The organism is Streptomyces sp. HP-A2021, from assembly GCF_022807935.1.
Lineage (GTDB): Bacteria > Actinomycetota > Actinomycetes > Streptomycetales > Streptomycetaceae > Streptomyces > Streptomyces afghaniensis.
Window position 1 is genome coordinate 5,544,660 of sequence record NZ_CP094344.1, and the last position, 21,215, is coordinate 5,565,874.

The following is a 21,215-nucleotide window of genomic DNA, read 5'->3' on the forward strand; positions in this document are numbered from 1 at the left end:
CACGTCCTGTGCTGCGTGGCACGGGGCTCAGGGGACCCGGTAGCGTGACCCGACGATTCACAAGGTCCCCCATAAGTAGGAGTCCCGGTGACGCAGAGTGGACAGGGCGAGGAGCCCTCGGCGCGCCCCGCGCGCGAAGGCATCGTGCTGCCCTCCGACGGTGGCGAACCCCTGCTGCCGGGCATGACGGGCGGACCCGGTGACGCGCCCGCCGGCCGCCGGTCCGGCCCGCCCCCGGCCGGCCAGGCCCAGGCCTCCGCCCCCGCCGGGGGCCAGACCTGGGGCCAGCCGTGGGGCCCCGACCAGCAGACCCCGCAGGCGCAGCCGGGCCAGAGCTGGCAGTCCCCACCGCCCCAGCAGTGGACGGAGCCACCGGCCTGGGACGCCCAGCACCCCACCCCCGGCACACCGGGCCCGGGCGCGCTGCCCCCTGAGGGCACCCAGCCCCCGAACCCGTACGCCGGCTCCTACGGCGCCCCCGCGGGCGGAGCCCCGCTGCCTCCGGAGGGCCCGGGCGGACAGCCGCCGCAGCAGTCCGACGCGTACGGGCCACCTGCCGGAGGCGCGCCCTCCGGCACGTACGGGCCCGCCGGCGCGGGTGGTTCACACCCGCAGGGCACTGACGCGTACAACTCCCCTGCCGGGGCGGCGGGCCCGCAGGGGCCCGGCGGCTACGGGGCAGGGCCTGCAGGGGGTCAGCAGCCCTGCCAGTCCGACGCGTACGGGACCGGGTCGGCTGGGGGTCAGCAGCCCCGCCACCCCGACGCCTACGGGACCGGGTCGGCTGGGGGTCAGCAGCCCCAGCAGACCGACGCCTACGGGTCTCCCGCCGGGGGCGCCCTGCCTCCGGCCTCCGGTGCGTACGGGCCTGCCGGTGGGCAGCAGCCGCAGCAGTCCGACGGGTACGCGACGGGGCCTGCCGGTGGGCAGCTGCCCCAGCAGACCGACGCGTACGGGTCAGCCGCCGCAGGTGGCCCGCAGGAGCCGGCCTCCGGCGGACACGGTCCCGCTGCCGGACGTGCACCCCTGCCCCCGGCCGCCGACGAGGGGGCGACGCAGTATCTGCCGCCGGTCGCGGCCACCCCCGCCGACGAGGGGGCGACGCAGTACATACCCCCGGTGGGCCCGGGTGCGCTGCCGCCCGAGATGCCCGCCGAGCAGGACTCCGAGGCGACGCGGTTCCTGGGGACCGGGCCGTTGCCGCCCGCCTCGAACCCGGACGCCGAGGCGACGCAGTACATCGCACCGGTGCCCGGCGGAGGCCAGCAGCCGCCCGCCGGGTTCGAGAACCTCTTCCGCAGCGAGCCCGGCGCCGAGAGCCCGGCCTCGGCCACCCAGCAGCTGCCCCGCTTCGAGCAGCCACAGTCCCACCCCCAGCCCTCCTACGCCCCGCCCGGCGGCGGCCGGTCCGACGGCCGGTCCGGCCGCGGGGGCCGTACCGGCTCGCGCGTGCCGGTCATCGCGGCCGTCGGCATCGGCATCGCCGTCCTCGGCGTCGGCGCCGGCGCGCTGCTCGCCGGCGGCGGAGGCGGTGACGACGGCGGCGGCGACAACAACAAGACCGTGGCCGCCTCGGCGCCCGCGGCGGACGGTTCCGCCTCGCCGTCCGCCGACCCGGCCCGCGCACAGGCGGTCGAGCTGGACAAGCTGCTCGCCGACAGCGGCGACAGCCGCAGCACCGTGATCAACGCGGTGGCCGACGTCAAGGGCTGCGACAACCTCGCCCAGGCCGCCAAGGACCTGCGCGACGCGGCCAAGCAGCGCAACCAGCTGGTCACCCGGCTCTCCGGCATCACGGTCGACAAGCTGCCCGACCACGCCGCGCTGACCACCGCCCTCACCAAGGCGTGGCGGGCCTCCGCCTCGGCCGACGACCACTACGCGGCCTGGGCAGACCAGACCGCCGGCAAGAAGGGCTGCAAGAAGGGGCAGGCCCGCGTCACCGGCCAGACGCAGGCCGGAAACCGGGCCAGCGGTGTCGCGAGCGCGGAGAAGACCAAGGCGGCCCAGCTGTGGAACGGCATCGCGAAGAAGTACGGCCTGACCGAGCGCGGCCCGACGCAGCTGTGAGGTGGCCCGGGGGCGTGAACTGCCGGGCGCGGGCTCAGTAGTTCACGTCGGCGTTCTGCAGTGTCCTCGTCGTGTCGACGAAGCCCTTGCGCGCCGACACCAGCCGTCCCTCCCGCACCACCTGAAGGGTCACGTTCGCGTTGACCAGGCGCGGGAAGCCCACGGCGGCCAGCTTGTCCTGGAACCGCCACCGGAGCGTCGGCGTGAGCCCGCCCGTGCCGACGCTGAGGCCGTCGTCGAGGGCTTCGGTGACCGTGTCGGCGCTCACCTCGCCGTCGCCGAGCGACTCGACGACCTTGCGGAACACGGTGTAGGCGATCCAGGTGGTCTGCACTCCGGCGTCCGCGGGGTCGATGCGGTTGTCGTCGAAGGCCTCCTCCTTGATCACCCGCTTCATCGCGTCCCAGCGGGGGTCGCTCGCCACCGGGTACCAGCCGGTGATGTACGAGCCCTCGTACGGGCCCGACGCCCCGCCGGTCGCGTCGATCACCGTCTGGTCGACGCTGCCGAGCACGGTGGCCGTCCGTACGTCGGGATAGTCCTCGCGGGCCCGGCGGAAGGAGTCCATGAAGGTGCCGTTGCGGTCCCCGAGCGCGGGCACCACGCACCCCCGGTCCGCCGGGTCGGTGGTCGTCGTCTCCAGGGCCCGCTCGGCCTGGCCGTCGTACTCGGTGGCGTCCTCCGCCGCCCGCTGGTCCCGCGCCGGCTCGTGCCCGCCCGCCTTCAGGCCGGAGTCGAGCAGCGGGGGCAGCTGGTCACCCGTGATGGTGTCGGGCCGGATCAGCGCGACGGGCCCGCAGTCGCCGGCGAGCGCGTTGCCGAGCCCGGCGAGCAGCGCGGGCTGGCCGCCGTTGACGGGGTAGGACAGCGGGCTGGTGAACTCGGCGTTGGTGATGCCGTAGCCGCCTATGTACGGGATGCCCGCGCCCTCCAGGGACGGGAAGTAGGAGTCGGCGTACTGGCTGTAGGATCCTACGACCGCGACGACGTTCTCCTTGGCGGCCCGTCGGGCGCACTTGGCGGCGGCCACGCTGTCGTTGTGGTCGTTGCAGGTCAGCACGTTGAGCTTGCGGCCGTTGATCCCGCCGTTGGCGTTGACCCAGCGGGCGTAGGCGCGGGCGAAGGCGGGCATGCCGGGCTTGTTGGTGGCCTTGGTGTCCTGTGGCGCCCAGGTCATGACGGTGATCGGGTCGTCCCCGGCATCCCCCGTGGTGCCGGAAACGACCCCGCAGCCGGCGAGGAGCGAGGCGCACGCGACCGCCGTGCCCGCGGAGAGGACGCCGGTTCTGGCGTGATGGGTGAGGAGGCCGGGGAGGAATGTGCTGCGCTTGCGTCGCCTGCCGGTCATGACTCCGCACGATTCCGCCACATGACTAACCCGGGAGTGATCTCCGGTCAACGATCGGTGACGCAGAGGTGAATTGCAGGGGTCGGTGTGACCGATGTGAAGGGGAACGTACGATCGATGACCGTGCAAGCTTCGGAGAACTCTTCCCGTCGTGGCCGTCGCTCATCCACCATGGGCGGCATGCCTGTCAATGACATGCCGTGGTGGCGCTGGCGCAGCAACGTGCGCTCGGCGCTGCACATGCTCTCCGATCCCGTGTTCCAGCGGGACGTCTGGCTGGCCGGCGTGGACGGCTACGGCGACGTGACCGACGCGGTGTACCGGCTGGTCGAGGACACCTGGCTGGACCACTGGTCCGCCGAGAAGTACGTCGGCACGATCTTCCGCGACTCGCAGGAGGCGGCTCTCGTCGACACCGCCGTGCTCCGGGTGCTGCGGATCATGCACCAGGTCGGGCCGGACGCGCCGGTCGCCGCGTACCTGGAGCACCAGGCGTGGCCGGAGGCGGTCCGGGCGGCCCGGGACGCGCACGTCCGGCTGGCCGCGAGCGACGGCGACGAGCCGGACGCGCCGCCGCGCAGCCTGGAGGTGCTGCAGATCATGACGAGGTCCGCGTAGCGGGACGATTGCCGGTGGTCTGGTTCCTTGTGGGAACCTGTCCTGCATGAACGAGCAGTCCACCAGCGCCGCGGCCCCGGCCGACCAGTACGTCCTCACCCTCTCCTGTCCGGACAGGAAGGGCATCGTGCACGCCGTGTCGAGCTACCTGTTCATGACCGGCTGCAACATCGAGGACAGCCAGCAGTTCGGCGACCACGACACGGGACTGTTCTTCATGCGGGTCCACTTCTCGGCGGAGGCGCCGGTGAGCCTGGACAAGCTGCGGGCCAGCTTCGCGGCGATCGGCGACTCCTTCCAGATGGACTGGCAGCTCAACCGGGCCGACGAGAAGATGCGCATTCTGCTGATGGTCAGCAAGTTCGGGCACTGCCTGAACGATCTGCTGTTCCGGGCGCGGACCGGGGCGTTGCCGGTGGAGATCGCCGGTGTGGTGTCCAACCACACGGACTTTGCGGAGCTGGTGGGCTCTTACAACATCCCCTTCCACCACATTCCGGTGACGAAGGACACGAAGCCGGAGGCAGAGGCCCGGCTGCTCGACATCGTGCGGGAGGAGGGTGTCGAGCTGGTCGTCCTCGCGCGGTACATGCAGGTGCTCTCGGACGACCTGTGCAAGGCGCTCGCCGGGGGGATCATCAACATCCACCACTCGTTCCTGCCGAGCTTCAAGGGCGCGAAGCCGTATCACCAGGCTCACGCCCGGGGTGTGAAGCTGATCGGGGCGACTGCTCACTATGTGACGGCTGATCTCGACGAGGGGCCGATCATCGAGCAGGAGGTCGAGCGGGTCGGGCACGACGTGACGCCGGAAGGGCTGGTCGCGATCGGGCGGGACGTGGAGTGCCAGGCGCTGGCCCGGGCCGTGAAGTGGCATGCCGAGCGGAGGATTCTGCTCAACGGGCGGCGGACGGTGATTTTCGCCTAGGAGCTCGGGGCTGAGTCACTCACATCCTGCTCAGTGATGCGGCGGCGTAGAGGACATCCCTGATCGCCTCTCTGTCTCCCACCTGGCCCGCCGCCGCCTCCTGCGGGGGTACGTGGCCCGCTGCCAGGCGGCAGAACTCGACGCCGTCCAGGGCCACGTGGGCCACCTCGTGCTCGGCGGAGCCCTTCGCGGCGGGGGAGTCCAGGGGGATCAGCCACTCGCCGCCGCCCGAGCCCTCGATCTCCAGGCGGAGGCTGCGGCCCGGTTCGCCCGCTGCCACGAGATGGCGGTGGTGGGCGGGTGCGGCCAGGCCGCCTCGGCGGCGTTCGGCCAGGGCGTCGGGCAGCATGCGGGCGGCCAGGTCGATCATCCGGTGCAGATGGCGCGGGGAGGGCGGGTCGTACGGGTAGTCGACCGCGTCCGCGATGTCCTCCGCGTGCACCCAGCACTCGAAGGCCCGGTCGAGCATCGCGTCGTGCAGGGGCAGCGCGAAGTCGCCGTACGGCACCGGCAGCCCGCCGACGCCGCCGCCCGTGAAGGACACCGTGCGGACGAGGTTGTGGCTCTGCTCCCGCCAGGGCGCCCGCACGGCTCGGGTGGGCGGGAAGTGGGAGGCGCTCCAGTACGCCTCGGTGCGGGCGGCCGGGGTCGGCTGCCGGGACCTGACGTCGCCCAGCGGGTCGTCGAGGCCCAGCGCGACCGCGACCAGGCCGTCCACGCTGAGCAGGTGCGCGATGACGCCGGCGACGGTGGTACGGCGGCTCGTGGCCTCGTCGCCCCGGAACCAGCGCAGCCGTACCGGCGCGTGCCACTCGGCGTCGCCGAAGTCCTGGAGCAGGGCGTCCAGGCGCGCGGTCTCGGTGTCGTAGGCGGCGGCCCAGTCCGGCACCGGGATGCGCGGCGGGCGGCGCTCCAGGCAGGACTCCAGGACCCGGGTGCGCAGGCCCGGGTCCAGGTCGAGGCTGTCGGGGCGTTGCAGCAGCTCGACCGCCTCGCGCAGCCGCCGGGCCTCGTCGGCACACGCCCCGCACTCGCCGAGGTGCTCCTCGACGGCCGTGGCCTCCTCCGCCGAGCACGCGGCCAGCGCCCAGGCCCCGAGCAGGGCCTTCAGCACGGGGTGCTCGAACACGGGCCGTACGGGCGGCGGCTCCGTCGCGTCACCTGGCTCCTCCAGAGCGGGCAACGGCAGCCCGCTGTCCTCGACGGAGGCCCGGGGCACGGGGATCCGCGGCGGGCGCCCAGCTTCCTCGTCGTCGCCGTCGTACGCCTCGAACCGGTCCGGCCCGTTCACACCGCACCCCCGTATCCGGGCGGAGTGCCGGGTGCCTCGGATTCGTGGGCGGTGGACAACAGTTGCAGGCCCAGACGGAGGCGGCGGCGGGCCTCGTCCTCGGTGATGCCGAGGTCGGTGGCGGTCTGGCGGTAGTCGCGGCGCTGGAAGTAGGCCCGCTCCAGGGCCGAGCGCAGCGGGACCGGCATGGACTGGACGATGTAGTCGGCGCGGGCGGCGACCGAGGCCCGGCGCACCTTGTGCTCCAGTTCCTCCGGGGTGCCGGAGCCCTCGCGGGCGAGCGCGGCGGTCTCGGTGGCGCGCAGGCGCTGGACGGCCAGGCGGTGGGTCAGCGTGGCGACCCAGGTGCGCAGGGGGCCCTGTTTGGGGTCGTAGGTGTCCGGATGCTCCCAGACGTGGACGAAGACCTCGCGTGTGATGCCGTCGGCGGCGCGCTCGTCGCCGAGTACGCGGTGGGCGAGGCCGTGCACGAGGGAGGCGAACCGGTCGTAGAGCTCACCGAGGGCGGCGGCCTCCCCGCGGGCGAGCCGCTGCTGCATCTTGCGGTCCCAGCGAGGCGGTACGTCCTTTTTCGCCATGCGGCCCTCTCACCCCCTGCTCGTGTCCGGCGCCCGTGCTCTGTCCAGCCTGTGTCCGACGTCTCCCCGAATGTAGTCGGCACGTCCGGTAGCGCACGCCCCTTTGTGGCAATGTGCGCCCCCTGACCGGCCGCAGGTGGTAGGGGATCGCCGGTGCTCGCGACGGGTGCTGTCGGACCGCGCCTACCCGGCCGTCCTCTGATCAGACCCGACTGAAGAGGATCGAACAGGAACGAAGTCGACTAAAACAAGCCTCATCTCCGGGGGATCCGTTTTTCGGGTTGTGTTTCAGGGAACGGCCGCTGGGCAGCCGCGCTGCAAGGAAGCGTAGGGACTGCTTCCGTTTTGGCGATCGAAGGGCGTGGTGGTGACCTTCAAAGTGACCGGCGGCGAGCAGGGCGAATGGGCCGTGCTCCAGGTGTCGGGCGAGCTGGATCTGGTGACGTCGCCGGTGCTGCGTCAGCGTGTGCACGACGCGGTGGCCGAGGGGCACCACTGTCTTGTCCTCGACCTGTCCGAGGTGTTCTTCTGCGATTCCAGCGGCGTCGGCGTGCTCATCGCCGCCCGTCGGCTGATCCGCTCCTGCCAGGGCCGGCTTCGGCTGGTGCTGCCCGCCCGGGGCGCGGCCGACGGGTCTCATGTCAACCGGGTGCTCGGCGCGCTGGGCGTTCGCAGGCTGTTCGACGTCTACGGCGATGTGGACGCGGCCCTGGGCGACGAGGGCGAACCCCTGTCCGCGTGAGCGGCCGGTGACGCACGGTAGGGCGAGTGTTGCCGTTCCGACACGCTGTTGTCCCGGAATTCCCCCGGTCTTGGCACAAGCGACGTTTTCCCGCGCCCGAACGGCCCCCTCCGTCGTACGCTCCGAGCGAGAAGCACCCCACCCGACGTAAGGCGGCCTGAAAGAGACATGGTCAGCAGCGAGTACGAGCGCAGGATCGCCGCCCGGTTCGCCACCTTCGACCAGGACGGCAACGGCTACATCGACCGCGAGGACTTCTACGGCGCGGCCAAGGCGCTGCTCACGGAGTTCGCCGTGGCGGCCCGGTCCGACAAGGGGCAGGCGCTGTACGGCGGCGCCGAGGGCTTCTGGCAGGGCATGGCCGGGATTGCGGATCGCGACGGCGACCAGCGCATCACGCGCGAGGAGTTCGTCAACGGCGCGGTCAAGCGACTGCGCGACAACCCCGACCGGTTCGCCGAGATCGCCCGTCCTTTCCTGCACGCGGCCCTGGACGTCGCCGACACCGACGGTGACGGCGCGGCGACGGTCGAGGAGGCCGCCCGCGTCCTGAAGTGCCTCGGCGTCCCCGAGGACATCGCGGGCACGGCCGCCGCCACGCTCGACGCGGACGGTGACGGCAAGGTCGGCGAGGCCGAGGTCGTCCCCGCCTTCGCCCGCTACTTCACCGTCCCCGAGTAGCCGCACCGGGCGTCACGTGCCCGAATAGCGCTCGCGCAGCTTGTACTTCAGCACCTTCCGCAGGGTCTCGCCCCGCGGAAGGGCGTCCACGACCTCCAGCCGCTCCGGCAGCTTGTGCACGGACAGTCCCTCGGCGCGCAGGAAGGCGGTCGCGGCCGCGAGCGTCAGGGCCTCGGTCCCCGGGGGTTGTTCCACCACCGCGCACACCAGCTCCCCGCGTGCCGCGTCCGGCAGCCCGATCACCGCCACGTCCCCGACCGCCGGATGCCGGTGCAGCAGGTCCTCGACCTCCTGGGCCGAGATGTTCTCGCCCTTGCGGATGATCACGTCCTTCAGCCGGCCGGTGAGGACGAGGTGTCCGGTCTCCGTCAGCCGCCCGAGGTCGCCGGTGCGCAGGAACCCGTCCTCGTCGAAGGCCGCGGCCGTCTGTCCCGGGTCCAGATATCCCCGGCACACCGCCTCCCCGCGCAACCGCACCTCCCCCTCCACGATCCGTATCTCCATCCCCTCCGGCGGCCGTCCCTCGGTCGTCGCCAGCAGCTCGGGCGGGTCGTCCGGCGACCCCATGGTGATCATCGGCACCTCGGTCATGCCGTAGCCGTGGGTGAGTTGCACGCCCATCTCGCGTACGACGGCGTGGTACAGCTCCGGCGGCTTGGGCGCCCCGCCCCCCGCCAGCAGCCGCAGTGAGGGGACGACCGGAACCCCCGGCTGTTTCCGCTGCTCCGCGAGGAACATCGAGTAGAACGCCGTCGACCCGCCCGCCATCGTCACCCCGTGCGCGCGGAACGCCGCCAGCGCGTCCGGCAGCGCGAACTGCTCGAACAGCACCGCCGGGAAGCCGTACAGCAGCAGCATCACCGTGTAGTCGGGCCCGCCTATGTGGGCGTAGGGGAAGGCGATCGACCCCACGTCGTCCGCCGAGGGGCGCAGCGCGTGGGCGAGGCAGGAACCGCCCGCGAGCAGGGAACGGTCCGTGTGCAGCACGCCCTTGGGGGCCGAGGTCGTGCCGGACGTCCAGTAGATCCAGCGGACCGCGGTGCCGTCGGAGGGCGGGGGAGGCAGCACGGACGGATCGCCCTCGGGCAGGTCGTCGTACGCCTCGAAGACGCCCCTCGCGCCGAGCCGCCGTGCCATCTCCGTGTGGTCGAAGCCCCGCCATTCGCCCGGCACCGCGAAGAACTCCGCCTTCGACTCGCGCAGCGCGAAGCCGACCTCGCGGTGCCGGTAGAGGGGGATCACCGGGGTCTGCACGGCGCCGAGGCGGGCCAGCGCGAAGGAGAGCAGGGCCGTCTCGATACGGGTGGGCAGCTGCCAGGCGACCACCGTGCCGGGGCGTACACCCATGCCGTACAGCCCGGCCGCGACTCGCTCGGCGCGCGTACGCAGGGCGCCGAAGGTGAGCACACGGTCGTCCTGGAGGAAGAGCGGGCGGTCGGGGGTGAGAGCGGCGCGGCGGGCGACCAGCTCCCACAGGGTGCGGGACGAACTCAGGGCGTGCGGGGTCTCGTTCACGGCTGCCCCCTGGCTCCTTGGCTGACGGGTCGTCAGGTGGGATGCTATCTGACGCTGCATCAGATAAGTACCGTCCGGCGGAGGGGACCCATGGCCACCGAACTGCCCCGCATCATCAGCGTCGACGACCACGTGATCGAGCCCGCCCACCTCTTCGACACCTGGTTGCCGGCCAAGTACCGCGACCGCGGACCCAGGGCGCTGACCGCCGGGATCGGTGAACTCGCCTACATCGGCGGCAAGTACCGCATCACCATGGATCCGGACGGCCCGCCCACCGACTGGTGGATCTACGAGGACCTGAAGTTCCCGTACAAGCGCAACATCGCCGCCGTCGGCTTCGACCGCGACGAGATGACCCTGGAGGGCATCACCCGCCAGGAGATGCGGCCCGGCTGCTGGGACCCCAAGGAGCGGCTGAAGGACATGGACCTCAACCATGTCGAGGCCAGCCTCTGCTTCCCGAGCTTCCCGAGGTTCTGCGGCCAGACCTTCGCCGAGGCGCACGACAAGGAGGTCGCCCTGGCCTGCGTGCGCGCCTACAACGACTGGATGGTCGAGGAGTGGTGCGGCGACAGCGGCGGGCGGCTCATCCCGCTGTGCCTGATTCCGCTGTGGGACGTCGGGCTGGCCGTCGCCGAGATCCGGCGCAACGCCGCGCGCGGGGTGAAGGCCGTCACCTTCTCCGAGATCCCCACCCACCTCGGGCTGCCGTCCATCCACTCCGGCTACTGGGACCCGTTCTTCGCGGTCTGCCAGGAGACCGGGACGGTCGTCAACATGCACATCGGGTCCTCGTCCCAGATGCCGGCCGCCTCCCCGGACGCCCCGCCCGCAGTCCAGGCCTCGCTCAGCTTCAACAACGCGATGGCCTCGATGATGGACTTCCTCTTCAGCGGAGTGCTGGTGAGGTTCCCGCAGCTCAAACTCGCCTACTCCGAAGGCCAGATGGGGTGGGTCCCGTACGCCCTGGAGCGCGCCGACGACGTCTGGGAGGAGCACCGCGCCTGGGGCGGCGTCCGCGACACGATCCCCGAGCCGCCGTCGACGTACTACTACCGGCAGATCTTCTGCTGCTTCTTCCGCGACAAGCACGGAGTGGCGTCGATCGACGTCGTCGGCCGCGACAACGCCACCTTCGAGACGGACTACCCGCACGTCGACTCGACCTTCCCGCACACCAAGGAGGTCGCCCTCGACCATGTGAAGGGCCTCGACGACGAGACGGTGTACAAGCTGATGCGGGGCAACGCCATCCGGATGCTGGACCTGGACCTGGACCTCGACCGCTGATGGACCTGTCGGACACGCCCGAGGAGGAGGAGTTCCGGGCCCGGCTGCGGGAGTGGCTCGCGAAAACGCTCCCCGGACTCCCGCCCGAGCCGTCCCCCGACGACTGGCCCGGGCGGCGGGCGTACGACCTCGGCTGGCAGCGCAGGCTCCACGACGCCGGTTACGCCGACGTCCACTGGGACGCCTCCCCGACCACCCGGCTGATCTTCCTGGAGGAAACCGAGCAGGCGGGCGCGCCCTACGTGGGCGCGGGCTTCGTGGGGCTGCTGCACGCCGGGCCGACGATCGCCGCCGAGGGCACGGACGAGCAGCGGGCGCGCTGGCTGCCGCCGATCCTGCGCGGCGAGGAGGTCTGGTGCCAGGGCTTCAGCGAACCGGACGCCGGCTCCGACCTCGCGGCCCTGCGCACGCGCGCCCGGCGCGACGGCGACGACTACGTCGTGACCGGCTCCAAGATCTGGACCTCCCACGCGGAAGTCGCGGACTGGTGCGAGCTGTTGGTCCGCACCGACCCCGAGGCGCCCAGGCACCGGGGCATCACCTGGCTGGCCCTGCCCATGGACGCGCCCGGCATCACCGTACGGCCGCTGCGCACGCTCGCCGGGTCGGCCGAGTTCGCCGAGGTCTTCCTCGACGAGGTGCGGGTGCCGGTGGCGAACCGGGTCGGGGACGAGAACGACGGCTGGCGCGTGACCATGGTGACGCTGTCCTTCGAACGCGGCACGGCCTTCGCCGGCGAGGTCGTCGCCTGCCGCCGCGTCCTCGGCGAACTGGCGGTCGAGGCCCGCGAGAACGGCCGTTGGGACGACCCGGTGCTACGGCGCCGGCTGGGCAGGCTCAACGCCGAGTTCCGGGCGCTGTGGCGGCTGACGCAGTGGAACGTCAGCGCGGCTCAGGCGTCGGGGGGAGTGCCGGGCGTCGGAGGCTCGGTCTTCAAGCTGCGGTACTCGCACGCCCGCCAGGAGCTCTACGACGCCGCCGCCGAGGTACTGGGCGCCGACTGCCTCGACCTGGACCGCCCCTGGACGCTCGACCGTCTCTCCTCCCTGTCGTACACCATCGCGGCCGGCACCTCGCAGATCCAGCACAGCATCATCGCCGAGCGGATCCTCGGCCTGCCGAAGGGACGGTGACCGTGCGCTTCCGGTTGACGGACGACCAGCGGGCGTTGCGGGACGGCATGCGGCAGCTGCTGGCGCGGCACTTCGACGGGGCGGCACTGCGGGCCGCCGCCGAGGGGCCCGCGCGGCTCGACCGGGAGCTGTGGCGGGCCCTCGGCGACGCCGGGTTCTTCGCGCTGCGGCTGCCGGAGGCGGAGGGCGGGGTGGGACTCGGGCTGCCGGAGGCGGTGTTGGTGTTCGAGGAGGCGGGGCGGGTGCTGCTGCCGGGGCCGTTGGCCGCCACCCATCTCGCCGCCGGTGCGGTGCCGGGAGCCGCCACCGGGGAGACGGTCGTCACGGCCGTGGACGGCGGGCTCGTGGAGTGGCCGGCGCAGGCCGACGTCGTACGCGGTGACGCCACCGGCGCCGTGCCGATGCGCTCCCTCGACCCGCTGACGCCCCTGCACCGCGTGCCCGGCGGCACGGCAGCGCAACCGGATCCCGTCGCCGTCCTCCTCACCGCCGCCGAGCAGCTCGGCACGGCCGCCCGCGTCTGCGAACTGGCGGTGCAACACGCCCGGGCGCGCGAACAGTTCGGACGGCCCGTCGGGAGCTTCCAGGCGGTGGCACACCTGTGCGCCGGGATGCTGGTCCGGTCGGAGACGGCCCGCGCGGCGGTGTACGCGGCGGCCGTCACCGCCGACCCGGTCGACATCGCCGCCGCCCGGCTGCTCGCCGACGAAGCCGCCGTGCGCGGCGCCCGCGACTGTCTCCAGGTGCACGGCGGCATGGGCTTCACCTGGGAGTCCGAGGTCCATCTCCATCTCAAACGCGCATGGGTTCGAACCCAGCGTGCGGGCGGAATCACGGAGAGTGAGGAGGCTCTCGCGGCCGCTCTGGCGACCGGAGCGGCCTGATAGGCCGCCTGGCTGCGGTGTCACCGAATATGCCCGCGGAGATGTCGCGGATCGTGGCATCCCGTGATCACGGAGCGTTGATATCGGCTTGTGTCCTCGGAGTGACTCGTCACGGCCCGGAGTCGACTGCGGGCTCCGGTACCTTGTGTGAGATGCGAGTGGTTCTGAGCGCGGTACGACCCCGTGGCGCCGCCTGTTCGACTCCCTGCAGCGAGCGTCGCACAGTATGCCGCACGGGTACTCCTTCGCGCTGGAATATGCCCGAAGCGCTTGTTGGGGTGACTGTACGTCAACCATGCTGTCCCACAAGGGATTCACGTTCCGTGATCCTTGTCCCGGCCGTTGTTCTGGCCATGCAGAAAATGGCTACGATCGTGGCCCTCGTGAGGCGCGAGCCTAAGTGTCCGCCGGTTCGGATGGTGTGAGCGGTGCAGGTGCTTCAAGTGCAGCTGGAGATCCGGCCCGACCCCGCAGAGGTGGGGCGGGCCCGGCGGTGGGCCCGCTCCCGCCTGGTCGGGTCGGGCATACAGGCCGACGAGCCGCTCGCCGAGACACTGATCCTGCTCGTCTCCGAGCTGGTCACCAACGCCGTGGTGCACACGGGCCGGCCCGCCGTACTGCGACTGTCCCTGCCGCACGCGGTGACGGAGGAGGCCACCGTCCGGCTGGAGGTCGCCGACCGCAGCGGCCGGGCGCCCGTACCCCGGTGTGCGGACGACGACGCGACCGGCGGCCGGGGTCTCGCCCTCGTCGACGGTCTCGCCGACCGCTGGGGCTGGAGCGTCGAGAGCACCGGCAAGCGCATCTGGTGCGAACTGGACCGGTGTTCGAAGTCCCCCGAGGTCGCGGCGGCGTGCGGGGGCGGCGCGGTGGCGTACGGCGGCGGGGCCGCCGTGGAGGGATTGGCGTACGAGGCGGTGTAGGGCCGGGGTCCTCCGGGCGCCCTGTTGCGTGACTGCCGACCGCGTGGCGGACGAGGTGTGGTGTACGGCGGCACATGCCGCGCGGTGTTGCGGCGGGGCCGGGGCACGGTCGCACGGCGGGTCCGCCGCTTTCGTCATGGCATGCGGCGATGCGCCGGGATGTGCTTCCGTGCGCGCCCATGGTAAAGGCCGCAAAAGCAACAAATCACCGGACGGGTGTTGACGGGTGGTGACCGTTTGCTCACGCTTGTGGGCAGCGATTCGCCGTGAGGGGACGGCGAGGGCCTGCGACGGCGGCCCTCGGCGAGTGTGAGTCGTGATTCGGCGTCGGCTCCCTGTCAGGGCCACGGGAGCCGGGGCGGGAGCGCCGGAGTCGGGTGGCGGCGCGCGCTGCCGTGCTCGGGGCGAGCAGCGCGGCGCCGCCATCCAGCTTCAGGTGGGGGCGGCGGCCTGGCCGGCGGCTTGGGGGGGGGCGGCCAGGTGCGCCGGCCCGGCGTGTCGGCGTGGTGTGTGGGCCTGGTGTGCCGGCCTACAGGACGGCGACCGGGGCCACGGGAGAGCCGGTCGCCCCGGTGAACGGCTCAGGTGTCGCCGCCAGCAGGAACGCGTAGCGGCCCGTTTCTCCACAGGCTGTGGACAACTTTTCGAGATCCCAGTTCTGGCCCTGCGGCATCCCCATCTCCACAAGGTGGAGGGCGTGCACCGGCAGCCACAGATCCTCGACCTCGGGCGGGAACACCTCGAAGGTGAGGGTGTCGTTGGCGACCGCCGCGACATCGCGCGCGTGGAACCACTCCGGCGTCCGGATCGACAGCCCCGGCGACGGATACGCGTACCCGTGCCGGTCCCCGGCCAGACAGAGCTGGACCTGTCCCGTCCGTACGAGCGCGATGTCGCCGGCCCGCACGCGCGTACCGGCCAGCTCCTCGGCCGCGTCCAGGTCCTCGGGCGTGACGGCGTGCCCGCCGTCGAGCCGTTCCGTGCCCCGGGCCCGGGCGACGTCGAGCAGCACTCCGCGCGAGACGAGGTGCCGGACTTTGTCGATGCCGCTGAACTCGGCACCGTCGTGCGGGGTGATGGAGTGCGCGGGGCGGCCGTTGTAGAGCCTGCCCGAGTGCGAGACGTGCGGCAGCGCGTCCCAGTGGGTGGCCGCCTGGAGTCCCATGGTCACGGCGTCGTCGCTGCACGCGACGGTGCCCGGGCCGAAGAGCTCCTGGTTGATCTGCACCATGACGTGCAGCGGGTCGATCCGCCCCGGGATCATCCCCGTCTGGACGCCGTCGCGCGTGAGGGGCAGCGCGAGCGGGATCCGGCGACCGGTGCGGACCGTCGCCGCGGCCTCCCGGACGACCTCGTCGGTGATCAGGTTCAGCGTGCCGAGCTCGTCTGCGGCTCCCCAACGCCCCCAGTTGTTCACGCGCTTGGCGATGTCGTGGAACGCGTCCGGCAGCGACATGAGTCCTCCCCGGGGCTTGTGTTCCCGTATCTGACGGGTCGTAGAATCTGGAGTCCGCGAAACCTAACGATCCGTCAGAAACCGTGGGACGGGAAGGGGCCGGGCGTGGGGAACTTCTTGGCAGGCAAGGTCGTCGCCGTCACCGGCGCCGGCCGGGGCATCGGCCGGGCGGTCGCGCTCGCGGCGGCGGCCGAGGGAGCGAAGGTCGTCGTCAACGACTACGGCGTGGCGGTCGACGGCGCCTCCCCGACCAGTGCGGTCGCCGAGGCCGTGGTCAAGGAGATCGAGGCGGCGGGCGGGGACGCGGTCGCCGTCGCCGACGACATCTCCACGATGGCGGGCGGGCAGCGGGTCGTCGACGTGGCGCTGTCGTCGTACGGACGGCTCGACGGGGTGGTCTGCGTGGCCGGGATCCTCCGGGAGCGGATGCTGTTCAACATGACCGAGGAGGAGTGGGACCCGGTCGTCGCGACACATCTGAAGGGCACGTTCACCGTGTTCCGGGCCGCCTCGGCGGTGATGCGGGGGCAGCGCGCCGGCACGCTGATCGGCTTCACCAGCGGCAACCACCAGGGGTCGGTGTCGCAGGCCAACTACAGCGCGGCCAAGGGCGGGATCATCTCGCTCGTGCGGAGCGCCGCGCTGGGGCTGCACAAGTACGGGGTGACCGCGAACGCGGTGGCGCCGGTCGCGCGTACACGGATGTCGGCGGGTGTGCCGATGGAACTGGCGGAGATCGGGGAGCCGGAGGATGTCGCCGCGCTGGTGGTGTATCTGCTGTCCGACGAGGCCTGTCGACAGGGGATCACGGGGCAGGTGTATACCGCCGCCGGGGCGAAGATCGCGGTGTGGGCGCAGCCGAAGGAGTTGCGGGCCGTGTACGCCGAGGGCGGTGCGTGGACGCCGGAGCGGATCGCGGAGGCGTTGCCGGGGTCGGTGGGGGTGGATCCGATGCCGATGCTGGAACGGGTGCGGGAGATGGAGCGGGCGGCGCGGGAAGGGGAGCGGCCGAACGCCCAGTAGCTCGGGGGGTGGCGGTTGTACGGCGGCTGCAGGTGCGTGGGGGCTTGTCGCGCAGTTCCCCGCGCCCCTTAGGGGCCTCATCTCAAGCCCAGTCATCGAACCAAGGCGGCAACCGTGGATTTCGAGTTCGCGCGTGAAGACGAGGACTTTCGGGGCGAGGCCAGGGACTGGCTCGCCGCACACGCCGAGGGGGCGAGCGACCGACGCTCCTGGGAGCGCACCCTCGGGGCAGCCGGCTGGATCGGGATCGGGTGGGGTGCGGGCGGGTACGGCAATCGCACCGCCACGCTCACCCAACAGGTCGTCTGGGCCGAGGAGTACGCGCGGTCGGGCGCGCTCCCGCGTTCCGGGCACATCGGCGAGAACCTCCTGGCCCCCACGCTCCTCGCACACGGCACCGAGGAGCAGAAGTCCCGCTTCCTGCCGCCCATCGCCGCCGGTGAGGAACTCTGGTGCCAGGGCTACAGCGAACCCGGCGCCGGCTCGGACCTGGCCGGTGTCCGTACCGCGGCCGTGCGCGAGGCGGACGGCCGTACCTACCGCGTCACGGGGCAGAAGATCTGGACGTCACTCGCGCACGAGGCGGACTGGTGCTTCGTGCTCGCCCGCACCGAGCCCGGCTCGCAGCGGCACCACGGACTGACCTTCCTCCTCGTCCCCATGGACCAGCCGGGCCGGATCGAGGTCCGCCCCATCCGGCAGCTGACGGGGACCAGCGACTTCAACGAGGTCTTCTTCGACGGGGCGCGCGCGGAGCAAGTCGTCGGCGGTGCGGGCAACGGCTGGCGCGTCGCCATGAGTCTTCTCGGTTTCGAGCGGGGCGTGTCCACGCTGGCGCAGCAGATCGGCTTCGCCGAGGAGCTGGGCAGCGTGGTGCGGGCGGCCGTGGAGTCGGGCGCGGCGGCGGATCCCGTCGTACGGGAACGGCTCGTACGGCAGTGGGCCGAGCTGCGCACCATGCGCTGGAACGCCCTGCGCACCCTGGGCGGTTCGGGCGATGCGGGTGCCCCGAGCGTGGCCAAGCTGCTGTGGGCCGGCTGGCACCAGCGGCTCGGGGAGCTGGCGGTGCTGGTGCGGGGCGCCGCGGCGAGCACCGGTCCGGCGGACTGGTCGGTGGCGTCGCCGTACGAACTGGACGCGGCGCAGCACCTCTTCCTCTTCTCCCGGGCCGACACGATCTACGGCGGCTCGGACCAGATCCAGCGCACGATCATCGCCGAGCGGGTGCTCGGCCTGCCCAGGGAGCCCAAAGGAGCCGCGTGATGCGAGGCGTGATCTTCGACGGGAAGCAGGTCCGGGTCGTCACGGATCTGGAGGTACGGGAGCCGGGGCCGGGTGAGGTGCGGGTCGCGATCTCGGCGGCGGGGCTGTGTCACAGCGATCTGTCGGTGGTGGACGGGACCATACCGTTCCCGGTTCCTGTGGTGCTGGGCCATGAGGGTGCCGGGGTCGTGGAGGCGGTGGGTGGTGGCGTCACACATGTGGCGCCCGGTGACCATGTGGCCCTGTCCACGCTCGCGAACTGCGGTACGTGCGCGGAGTGCGACCGGGGGCGCCCGACGATGTGCCGGCAGGCGATCGGCCGTCCGGGCCGGCCGTTCCGTCACGCCGGTCTGCCGGTCCACCAGTTCGCCGCGAACTCGGCGTTCGCGGAGCGCACGGTCGTGAAGGCCGTACAGGCGGTCCGGATCCCCGAGGACGTCCCCATGGCGTCGGCGGCGCTCATCGGATGCGGGGTGCTGACGGGGGTGGGCGCCGTGCTGAACCGGGCGCGGGTGGACCGCGGCGACAGTGTCCTGGTGATCGGGGCGGGCGGCATCGGCCTGAACGTGCTGCAGGGGGCGCGGCTCGCGGGCGCCCTGCGGATCGTGGCCGTCGACGCCAACCCGGCGAAGGAGGAGGTGGCACGCCGCTTCGGCGCTACGGACTTCCTCACCTCGACGGAGGGCGTGCGGGACATCCTGCCCACGGGCGCGGACCACGCCTTCGAGTGCGTCGGCCGGGTGGAGCTGATCCGCCAGGCGATCGACGCACTGGACCGGCACGGCCAGGCGGTCCTCCTCGGGGTGCCGCCGGCCACGGCCGAGGCGTCCTTCCGCGTCTCGTCGATGTACCTCGACAAGTCCATCCTGGGCTGCCGCTACGGCTCCTCCCGCCCCCAGCGGGACATCGCCCTGTACGCCGAGCTGTACCGCCAGGGCCGGCTGCTGCTCGACGAACTCGTCACCCGGACCTACCCGGTCGAGGACTTCGAGAAGGCGGCGGCGGACGCGGAGGCGGGGCGGGTGGCGCGCGGGGTGCTCACGTTCTGACGGCCCCCTTGTCCCTGGCGGTCCGGAAGGTCCGACGGTAGGCCGTGGGCGTGACACCGAGCGCCGCCTGGAGGTGCTGGCGCATCGACTGGGCCGTACCGAAGCCCGCGTCGCGGGCCACCTGGTCGACGGACCGGTCGGTGGTCTCCAGCAGGTGCCGGGCCCGTTCCACGCGCTGCTGGGTGAGCCACTGGCCGGGGCTGACGCCGGTCTCCTCGCGGAAGCGGCGGGTGAACGTGCGGACCGACATGGCCTCCTGGGCGGCCATGTCGCGCAGCTGGATCGGCTCGTGGAGACGGCCCAGGGCCCAGGCGCGGGCGGTGGTGGTGGAGGCCTGCTGCGGATCGGGCACCGGCCGCTCGATGTACTGCGCCTGACCGCCGTCGCGGTGCGGCGGTACGACCGTACGGCGGGCCACGTCGTTGGCGACGGCGGCGCCGTGGTCCCGGCGGACCATGTGCAGGCACAGGTCGATGCCGGCCGCGACGCCCGCGGAGGTCAGCACGTCGCCGTCGTCGATGAACAGCACGTCCGGGTCGACCTCGACCCTGGGGAAGAGCCGCTGGAGGCGCGCGGCGTCGGCCCAGTGGGTGGTGGCGGGGCGGCCGTCGAGGAGACCGGCGGCGGCGAGGACGTAGACGCCGGTGCAGATGGAGGCCAGCCGGGTGCCGGGCCGGAGGCGGGCGAGGGCCGCGGCCAGTTCGTCGGTCAGCACACCCTCGTCGTAGACCGGGCCGAGTTCGTACGACGCCGGGACGACCACCGTGTCGGCCTCGGCCAGCGCCTCGGGGCCGTGCGCGACGTGGATGGCGAAGTCGGCGTCCGTCTCGACCGGGCCCGGCGGCCGGACCGAGCAGGTCACGACCTCGTACAGGCGCCGTCCCAGGGCGTCCTTGGGGCGGCCGAAGATGCGGTGCGGGATGCCCAGTTCGAAGGGGAGCAGCCCGTCGAGGGCGAGGACGACCACGCGGTGGGGACGGAAGTCGGCGGCCAGGTCGGGGTGGGACGGGGTGGCCGATGTCATGGCCCGATCCTAGCGAATGATGTCCTCCGGGCCACTCGATGGAGCCTGTCGCAGGCCGGAAGCTCTATGTCGTGACCCAGACAAGCGAAGCCGCAGCAGTCGCACGGCAGCCGCCGAAGCCGGGCCGCGGCAGCCGTATCCGTGTGCACCGGGCCTGGTTCGTCGCCGCCGTCACCTTCGTGACCATCATCGGCGCGGCCGCCTTCCGTTCCGTGCCGGGCCTGCTCATCGATCCCTTGCACGACGAGTTCGACTGGTCGCGCGGCACCATCGGCGCCGCCGTCTCGGTCAATCTCGCGCTGTACGGTCTGACGGCGCCGTTCGCGGCGGCCCTGATGGACCGCTTCGGCATCCGCCGGGTCGTCGCGGTCGCCCTGACGGTCATCGCGCTCGGCTCGGGTCTCACGGTGTGGATGACGGCGGCCTGGCAACTGATGCTGTGCTGGGGCCTGCTGGTCGGCCTGGGCTCCGGCTCCATGGCGCTGGCCTTCGCGGCGACCGTCACCAACCGCTGGTTCACCGAGCGGCGCGGCCTGGTCAGCGGCATCCTCACCGCCGCGTCCGCCTCCGGACAGCTGATCTTCCTGCCCCTGCTGTCCTGGATCGTCGAGCGGCACGACTGGCGCCCGGCGGCCGTGACGGTCGCGCTCGCCGCCCTCGCGGTCGTCCCGTTCGTCTGGCTCCTGCTGCGCGACCACCCCGCGGACGTGGGCCAGAAGCCGTACGGCGCGACCGAGTTCGTGCCGAAGCCCGCACCGGTCCCGGGCGCCGCCCGCCGGGCCGTGACCGTCCTGTTCTCGGCCGCGCGCACCGGCCCGTTCTGGCTGCTCGCCGGCACCTTCGCGATCTGCGGCGCCTCGACGAACGGCCTGATCCAGACCCACTTCGTGCCCGCCGCCCACGACCACGGCATGCCCCTGACGACCGCCGCCTCGCTGCTCGCGGTCATCGGTGTCTTCGACGTCGTCGGCACGATCGCCTCCGGCTGGTTCACCGACCGCTTCGAAGCCCGGCGCCTGCTCGCCGTCTACTACTCCCTGCGGGGCGTCTCCCTCCTCTTCCTGCCCCTGCTCCTGGTCACACCCAGCGTCCAGCCCCCGATGATCTTCTTCATCGTCTTCTACGGCCTCGACTGGGTCGCCACCGTCCCGCCCACCCTCGCCCTGTGCCGCGAGCAGTACGGCGAGGACAGCGCGATCGTCTTCGGCTGGGTCCTCGCCTCCCACCAGGTCGGCGCGGCCCTGGTCGCCTTCCTCGGCGGCGTCGCCCGCGACACGTTCGGGTCGTACGACGTGGTCTGGTACGCGTCGGGGGCGTTGTGTGCGGTGGCGGCGTTGATGGCGTTGGTGATCCGGCGGCGGGGGGCGGGGGTGGAGGCCATGGCCTGAGAGCGGGC

Annotated in this window: 19 protein-coding genes; 13 read left to right on the top strand and 6 right to left on the bottom strand. The window is 72.4% G+C overall.

All coding sequences use genetic code 11. The features are described 5' to 3' along the window. Positions 1–87 precede the first annotated feature (87 nt). Positions 88–2,070 carry a hypothetical protein gene (locus MQE23_RS25135; protein WP_243380355.1) on the top strand — a complete coding sequence of 661 codons (1,983 nt, stop codon included), beginning with the start codon at positions 88–90 and terminating at the stop codon, positions 2,068–2,070. A 34-nt stretch (positions 2,071–2,104) separates the two neighbouring features. Here the strand turns inward: MQE23_RS25135 and MQE23_RS25140 are convergent, their stop codons facing one another. Beyond that, on the bottom strand, positions 2,105–3,418 hold the full coding sequence (locus MQE23_RS25140; RefSeq protein WP_020272196.1) for an ABC transporter substrate-binding protein: 1,314 nt from the start codon (positions 3,416–3,418) through the stop codon (positions 2,105–2,107). Positions 3,419–3,535: 117 nt separating this feature from the next. On the opposite strand from MQE23_RS25140, the gene MQE23_RS25145 reads away from it, so the two are divergent. Then, positions 3,536–4,036, top strand: a complete 501-nt coding sequence (locus MQE23_RS25145) for a hypothetical protein (protein WP_037668787.1) — start codon at positions 3,536–3,538, stop codon at positions 4,034–4,036. 46 nt (positions 4,037–4,082) lie between these two features. Then, entirely contained in the window at positions 4,083–4,964 is an 882-nt protein-coding gene (purU, locus tag MQE23_RS25150) for a formyltetrahydrofolate deformylase (protein ID WP_020272194.1), read from the top strand. Between the two features lie 19 nt (positions 4,965–4,983). Here the strand turns inward: purU and MQE23_RS25155 are convergent, their stop codons facing one another. Together MQE23_RS25155 and MQE23_RS25160 are read right to left on the bottom strand one after the other, a co-directional pair. After that, complete coding sequence (locus MQE23_RS25155; protein ID WP_243380357.1) at positions 4,984–6,255, bottom strand: zf-HC2 domain-containing protein; 1,272 nt, start codon at positions 6,253–6,255, stop codon at positions 4,984–4,986. Then, the gene (locus MQE23_RS25160) at positions 6,252–6,833 is read right to left on the bottom strand and encodes a sigma-70 family RNA polymerase sigma factor (RefSeq protein WP_020272192.1); all 582 of its coding nucleotides are present in this window, start codon (positions 6,831–6,833) and stop codon (positions 6,252–6,254) included. Before MQE23_RS25160 ends, MQE23_RS25155 begins: the two co-directional genes overlap by 4 nt. 361 nt (positions 6,834–7,194) lie before the next feature. Between MQE23_RS25160 and MQE23_RS25165 the strand changes: the two genes are divergently transcribed. Next, complete coding sequence (locus MQE23_RS25165; protein WP_020272191.1) at positions 7,195–7,575, top strand: STAS domain-containing protein; 381 nt, start codon at positions 7,195–7,197, stop codon at positions 7,573–7,575. 168 nt (positions 7,576–7,743) lie between these two features. Beyond that, the gene (locus MQE23_RS25170; RefSeq protein ID WP_020272190.1) at positions 7,744–8,256 is read left to right on the top strand and encodes an EF-hand domain-containing protein; all 513 of its coding nucleotides are present in this window, start codon (positions 7,744–7,746) and stop codon (positions 8,254–8,256) included. Between the two features lie 12 nt (positions 8,257–8,268). Here MQE23_RS25170 and MQE23_RS25175 read toward each other — a convergent pair whose 3' ends face one another. Continuing rightward, on the bottom strand, positions 8,269–9,771 hold the full coding sequence (locus MQE23_RS25175; protein WP_243380358.1) for an AMP-binding protein: 1,503 nt from the start codon (positions 9,769–9,771) through the stop codon (positions 8,269–8,271). A gap of 90 nt (positions 9,772–9,861) precedes the next feature. Here MQE23_RS25175 and MQE23_RS25180 point away from each other — a divergent pair, with 90 nt between their 5' ends. The 4 genes from MQE23_RS25180 to MQE23_RS25195 all read left to right on the top strand — a co-directional run bounded on the left by MQE23_RS25180 (position 9,862) and on the right by MQE23_RS25195 (position 14,004). Continuing rightward, positions 9,862–11,064, top strand: coding sequence for an amidohydrolase family protein (locus tag MQE23_RS25180; protein ID WP_243380359.1), 1,203 nt, complete (start codon positions 9,862–9,864; stop codon positions 11,062–11,064). Beyond that, positions 11,064–12,197: an acyl-CoA dehydrogenase family protein gene (locus MQE23_RS25185; RefSeq protein WP_020272187.1), complete on the top strand. Its 1,134-nt coding sequence runs from the start codon at positions 11,064–11,066 to the stop codon at positions 12,195–12,197. The genes MQE23_RS25180 and MQE23_RS25185 overlap by 1 nt, the downstream gene beginning before the upstream one ends. Positions 12,198–12,199: 2 nt before the next feature. Then, the gene (locus MQE23_RS25190; RefSeq protein ID WP_037668793.1) at positions 12,200–13,081 is read left to right on the top strand and encodes an acyl-CoA dehydrogenase family protein; all 882 of its coding nucleotides are present in this window, start codon (positions 12,200–12,202) and stop codon (positions 13,079–13,081) included. Positions 13,082–13,524: 443 nt separating this feature from the next. Next, positions 13,525–14,004 (top strand): ATP-binding protein, encoded by a 480-nt coding sequence (locus tag MQE23_RS25195; protein WP_020272185.1) that lies wholly within the window; start codon positions 13,525–13,527, stop codon positions 14,002–14,004. Between the two features lie 529 nt (positions 14,005–14,533). Here the strand turns inward: MQE23_RS25195 and MQE23_RS25200 are convergent. Next, the gene (locus tag MQE23_RS25200; protein WP_020272184.1) at positions 14,534–15,460 is read right to left on the bottom strand and encodes a cyclase family protein; all 927 of its coding nucleotides are present in this window, start codon (positions 15,458–15,460) and stop codon (positions 14,534–14,536) included. Between the two features lie 105 nt (positions 15,461–15,565). On the opposite strand from MQE23_RS25200, the gene MQE23_RS25205 reads away from it, so the two are divergent. The 3 genes from MQE23_RS25205 to MQE23_RS25215 all read left to right on the top strand — a co-directional run bounded on the left by MQE23_RS25205 (position 15,566) and on the right by MQE23_RS25215 (position 18,795). Continuing rightward, positions 15,566–16,483 (top strand): SDR family oxidoreductase, encoded by a 918-nt coding sequence (locus MQE23_RS25205; protein ID WP_020272183.1) that lies wholly within the window; start codon positions 15,566–15,568, stop codon positions 16,481–16,483. A 114-nt stretch (positions 16,484–16,597) separates the two neighbouring features. Next, positions 16,598–17,746, top strand: coding sequence for an acyl-CoA dehydrogenase family protein (locus MQE23_RS25210; RefSeq protein WP_020272182.1), 1,149 nt, complete (start codon positions 16,598–16,600; stop codon positions 17,744–17,746). Further along, entirely contained in the window at positions 17,746–18,795 is a 1,050-nt protein-coding gene (locus MQE23_RS25215; protein WP_243380361.1) for a Zn-dependent alcohol dehydrogenase, read from the top strand. The genes MQE23_RS25210 and MQE23_RS25215 overlap by 1 nt, the downstream gene beginning before the upstream one ends. Here the strand turns inward: MQE23_RS25215 and MQE23_RS25220 are convergent. Beyond that, the gene (locus MQE23_RS25220) at positions 18,785–19,819 is read right to left on the bottom strand and encodes a helix-turn-helix domain-containing protein (RefSeq protein ID WP_243380362.1); all 1,035 of its coding nucleotides are present in this window, start codon (positions 19,817–19,819) and stop codon (positions 18,785–18,787) included. The genes MQE23_RS25215 and MQE23_RS25220 overlap by 11 nt on opposite strands. Positions 19,820–19,890: 71 nt before the next feature. On the opposite strand from MQE23_RS25220, the gene MQE23_RS25225 reads away from it, so the two are divergent. After that, positions 19,891–21,207, top strand: a complete 1,317-nt coding sequence (locus MQE23_RS25225) for an MFS transporter (protein ID WP_037668791.1) — start codon at positions 19,891–19,893, stop codon at positions 21,205–21,207. Positions 21,208–21,215: the final 8 nt, after the last annotated feature.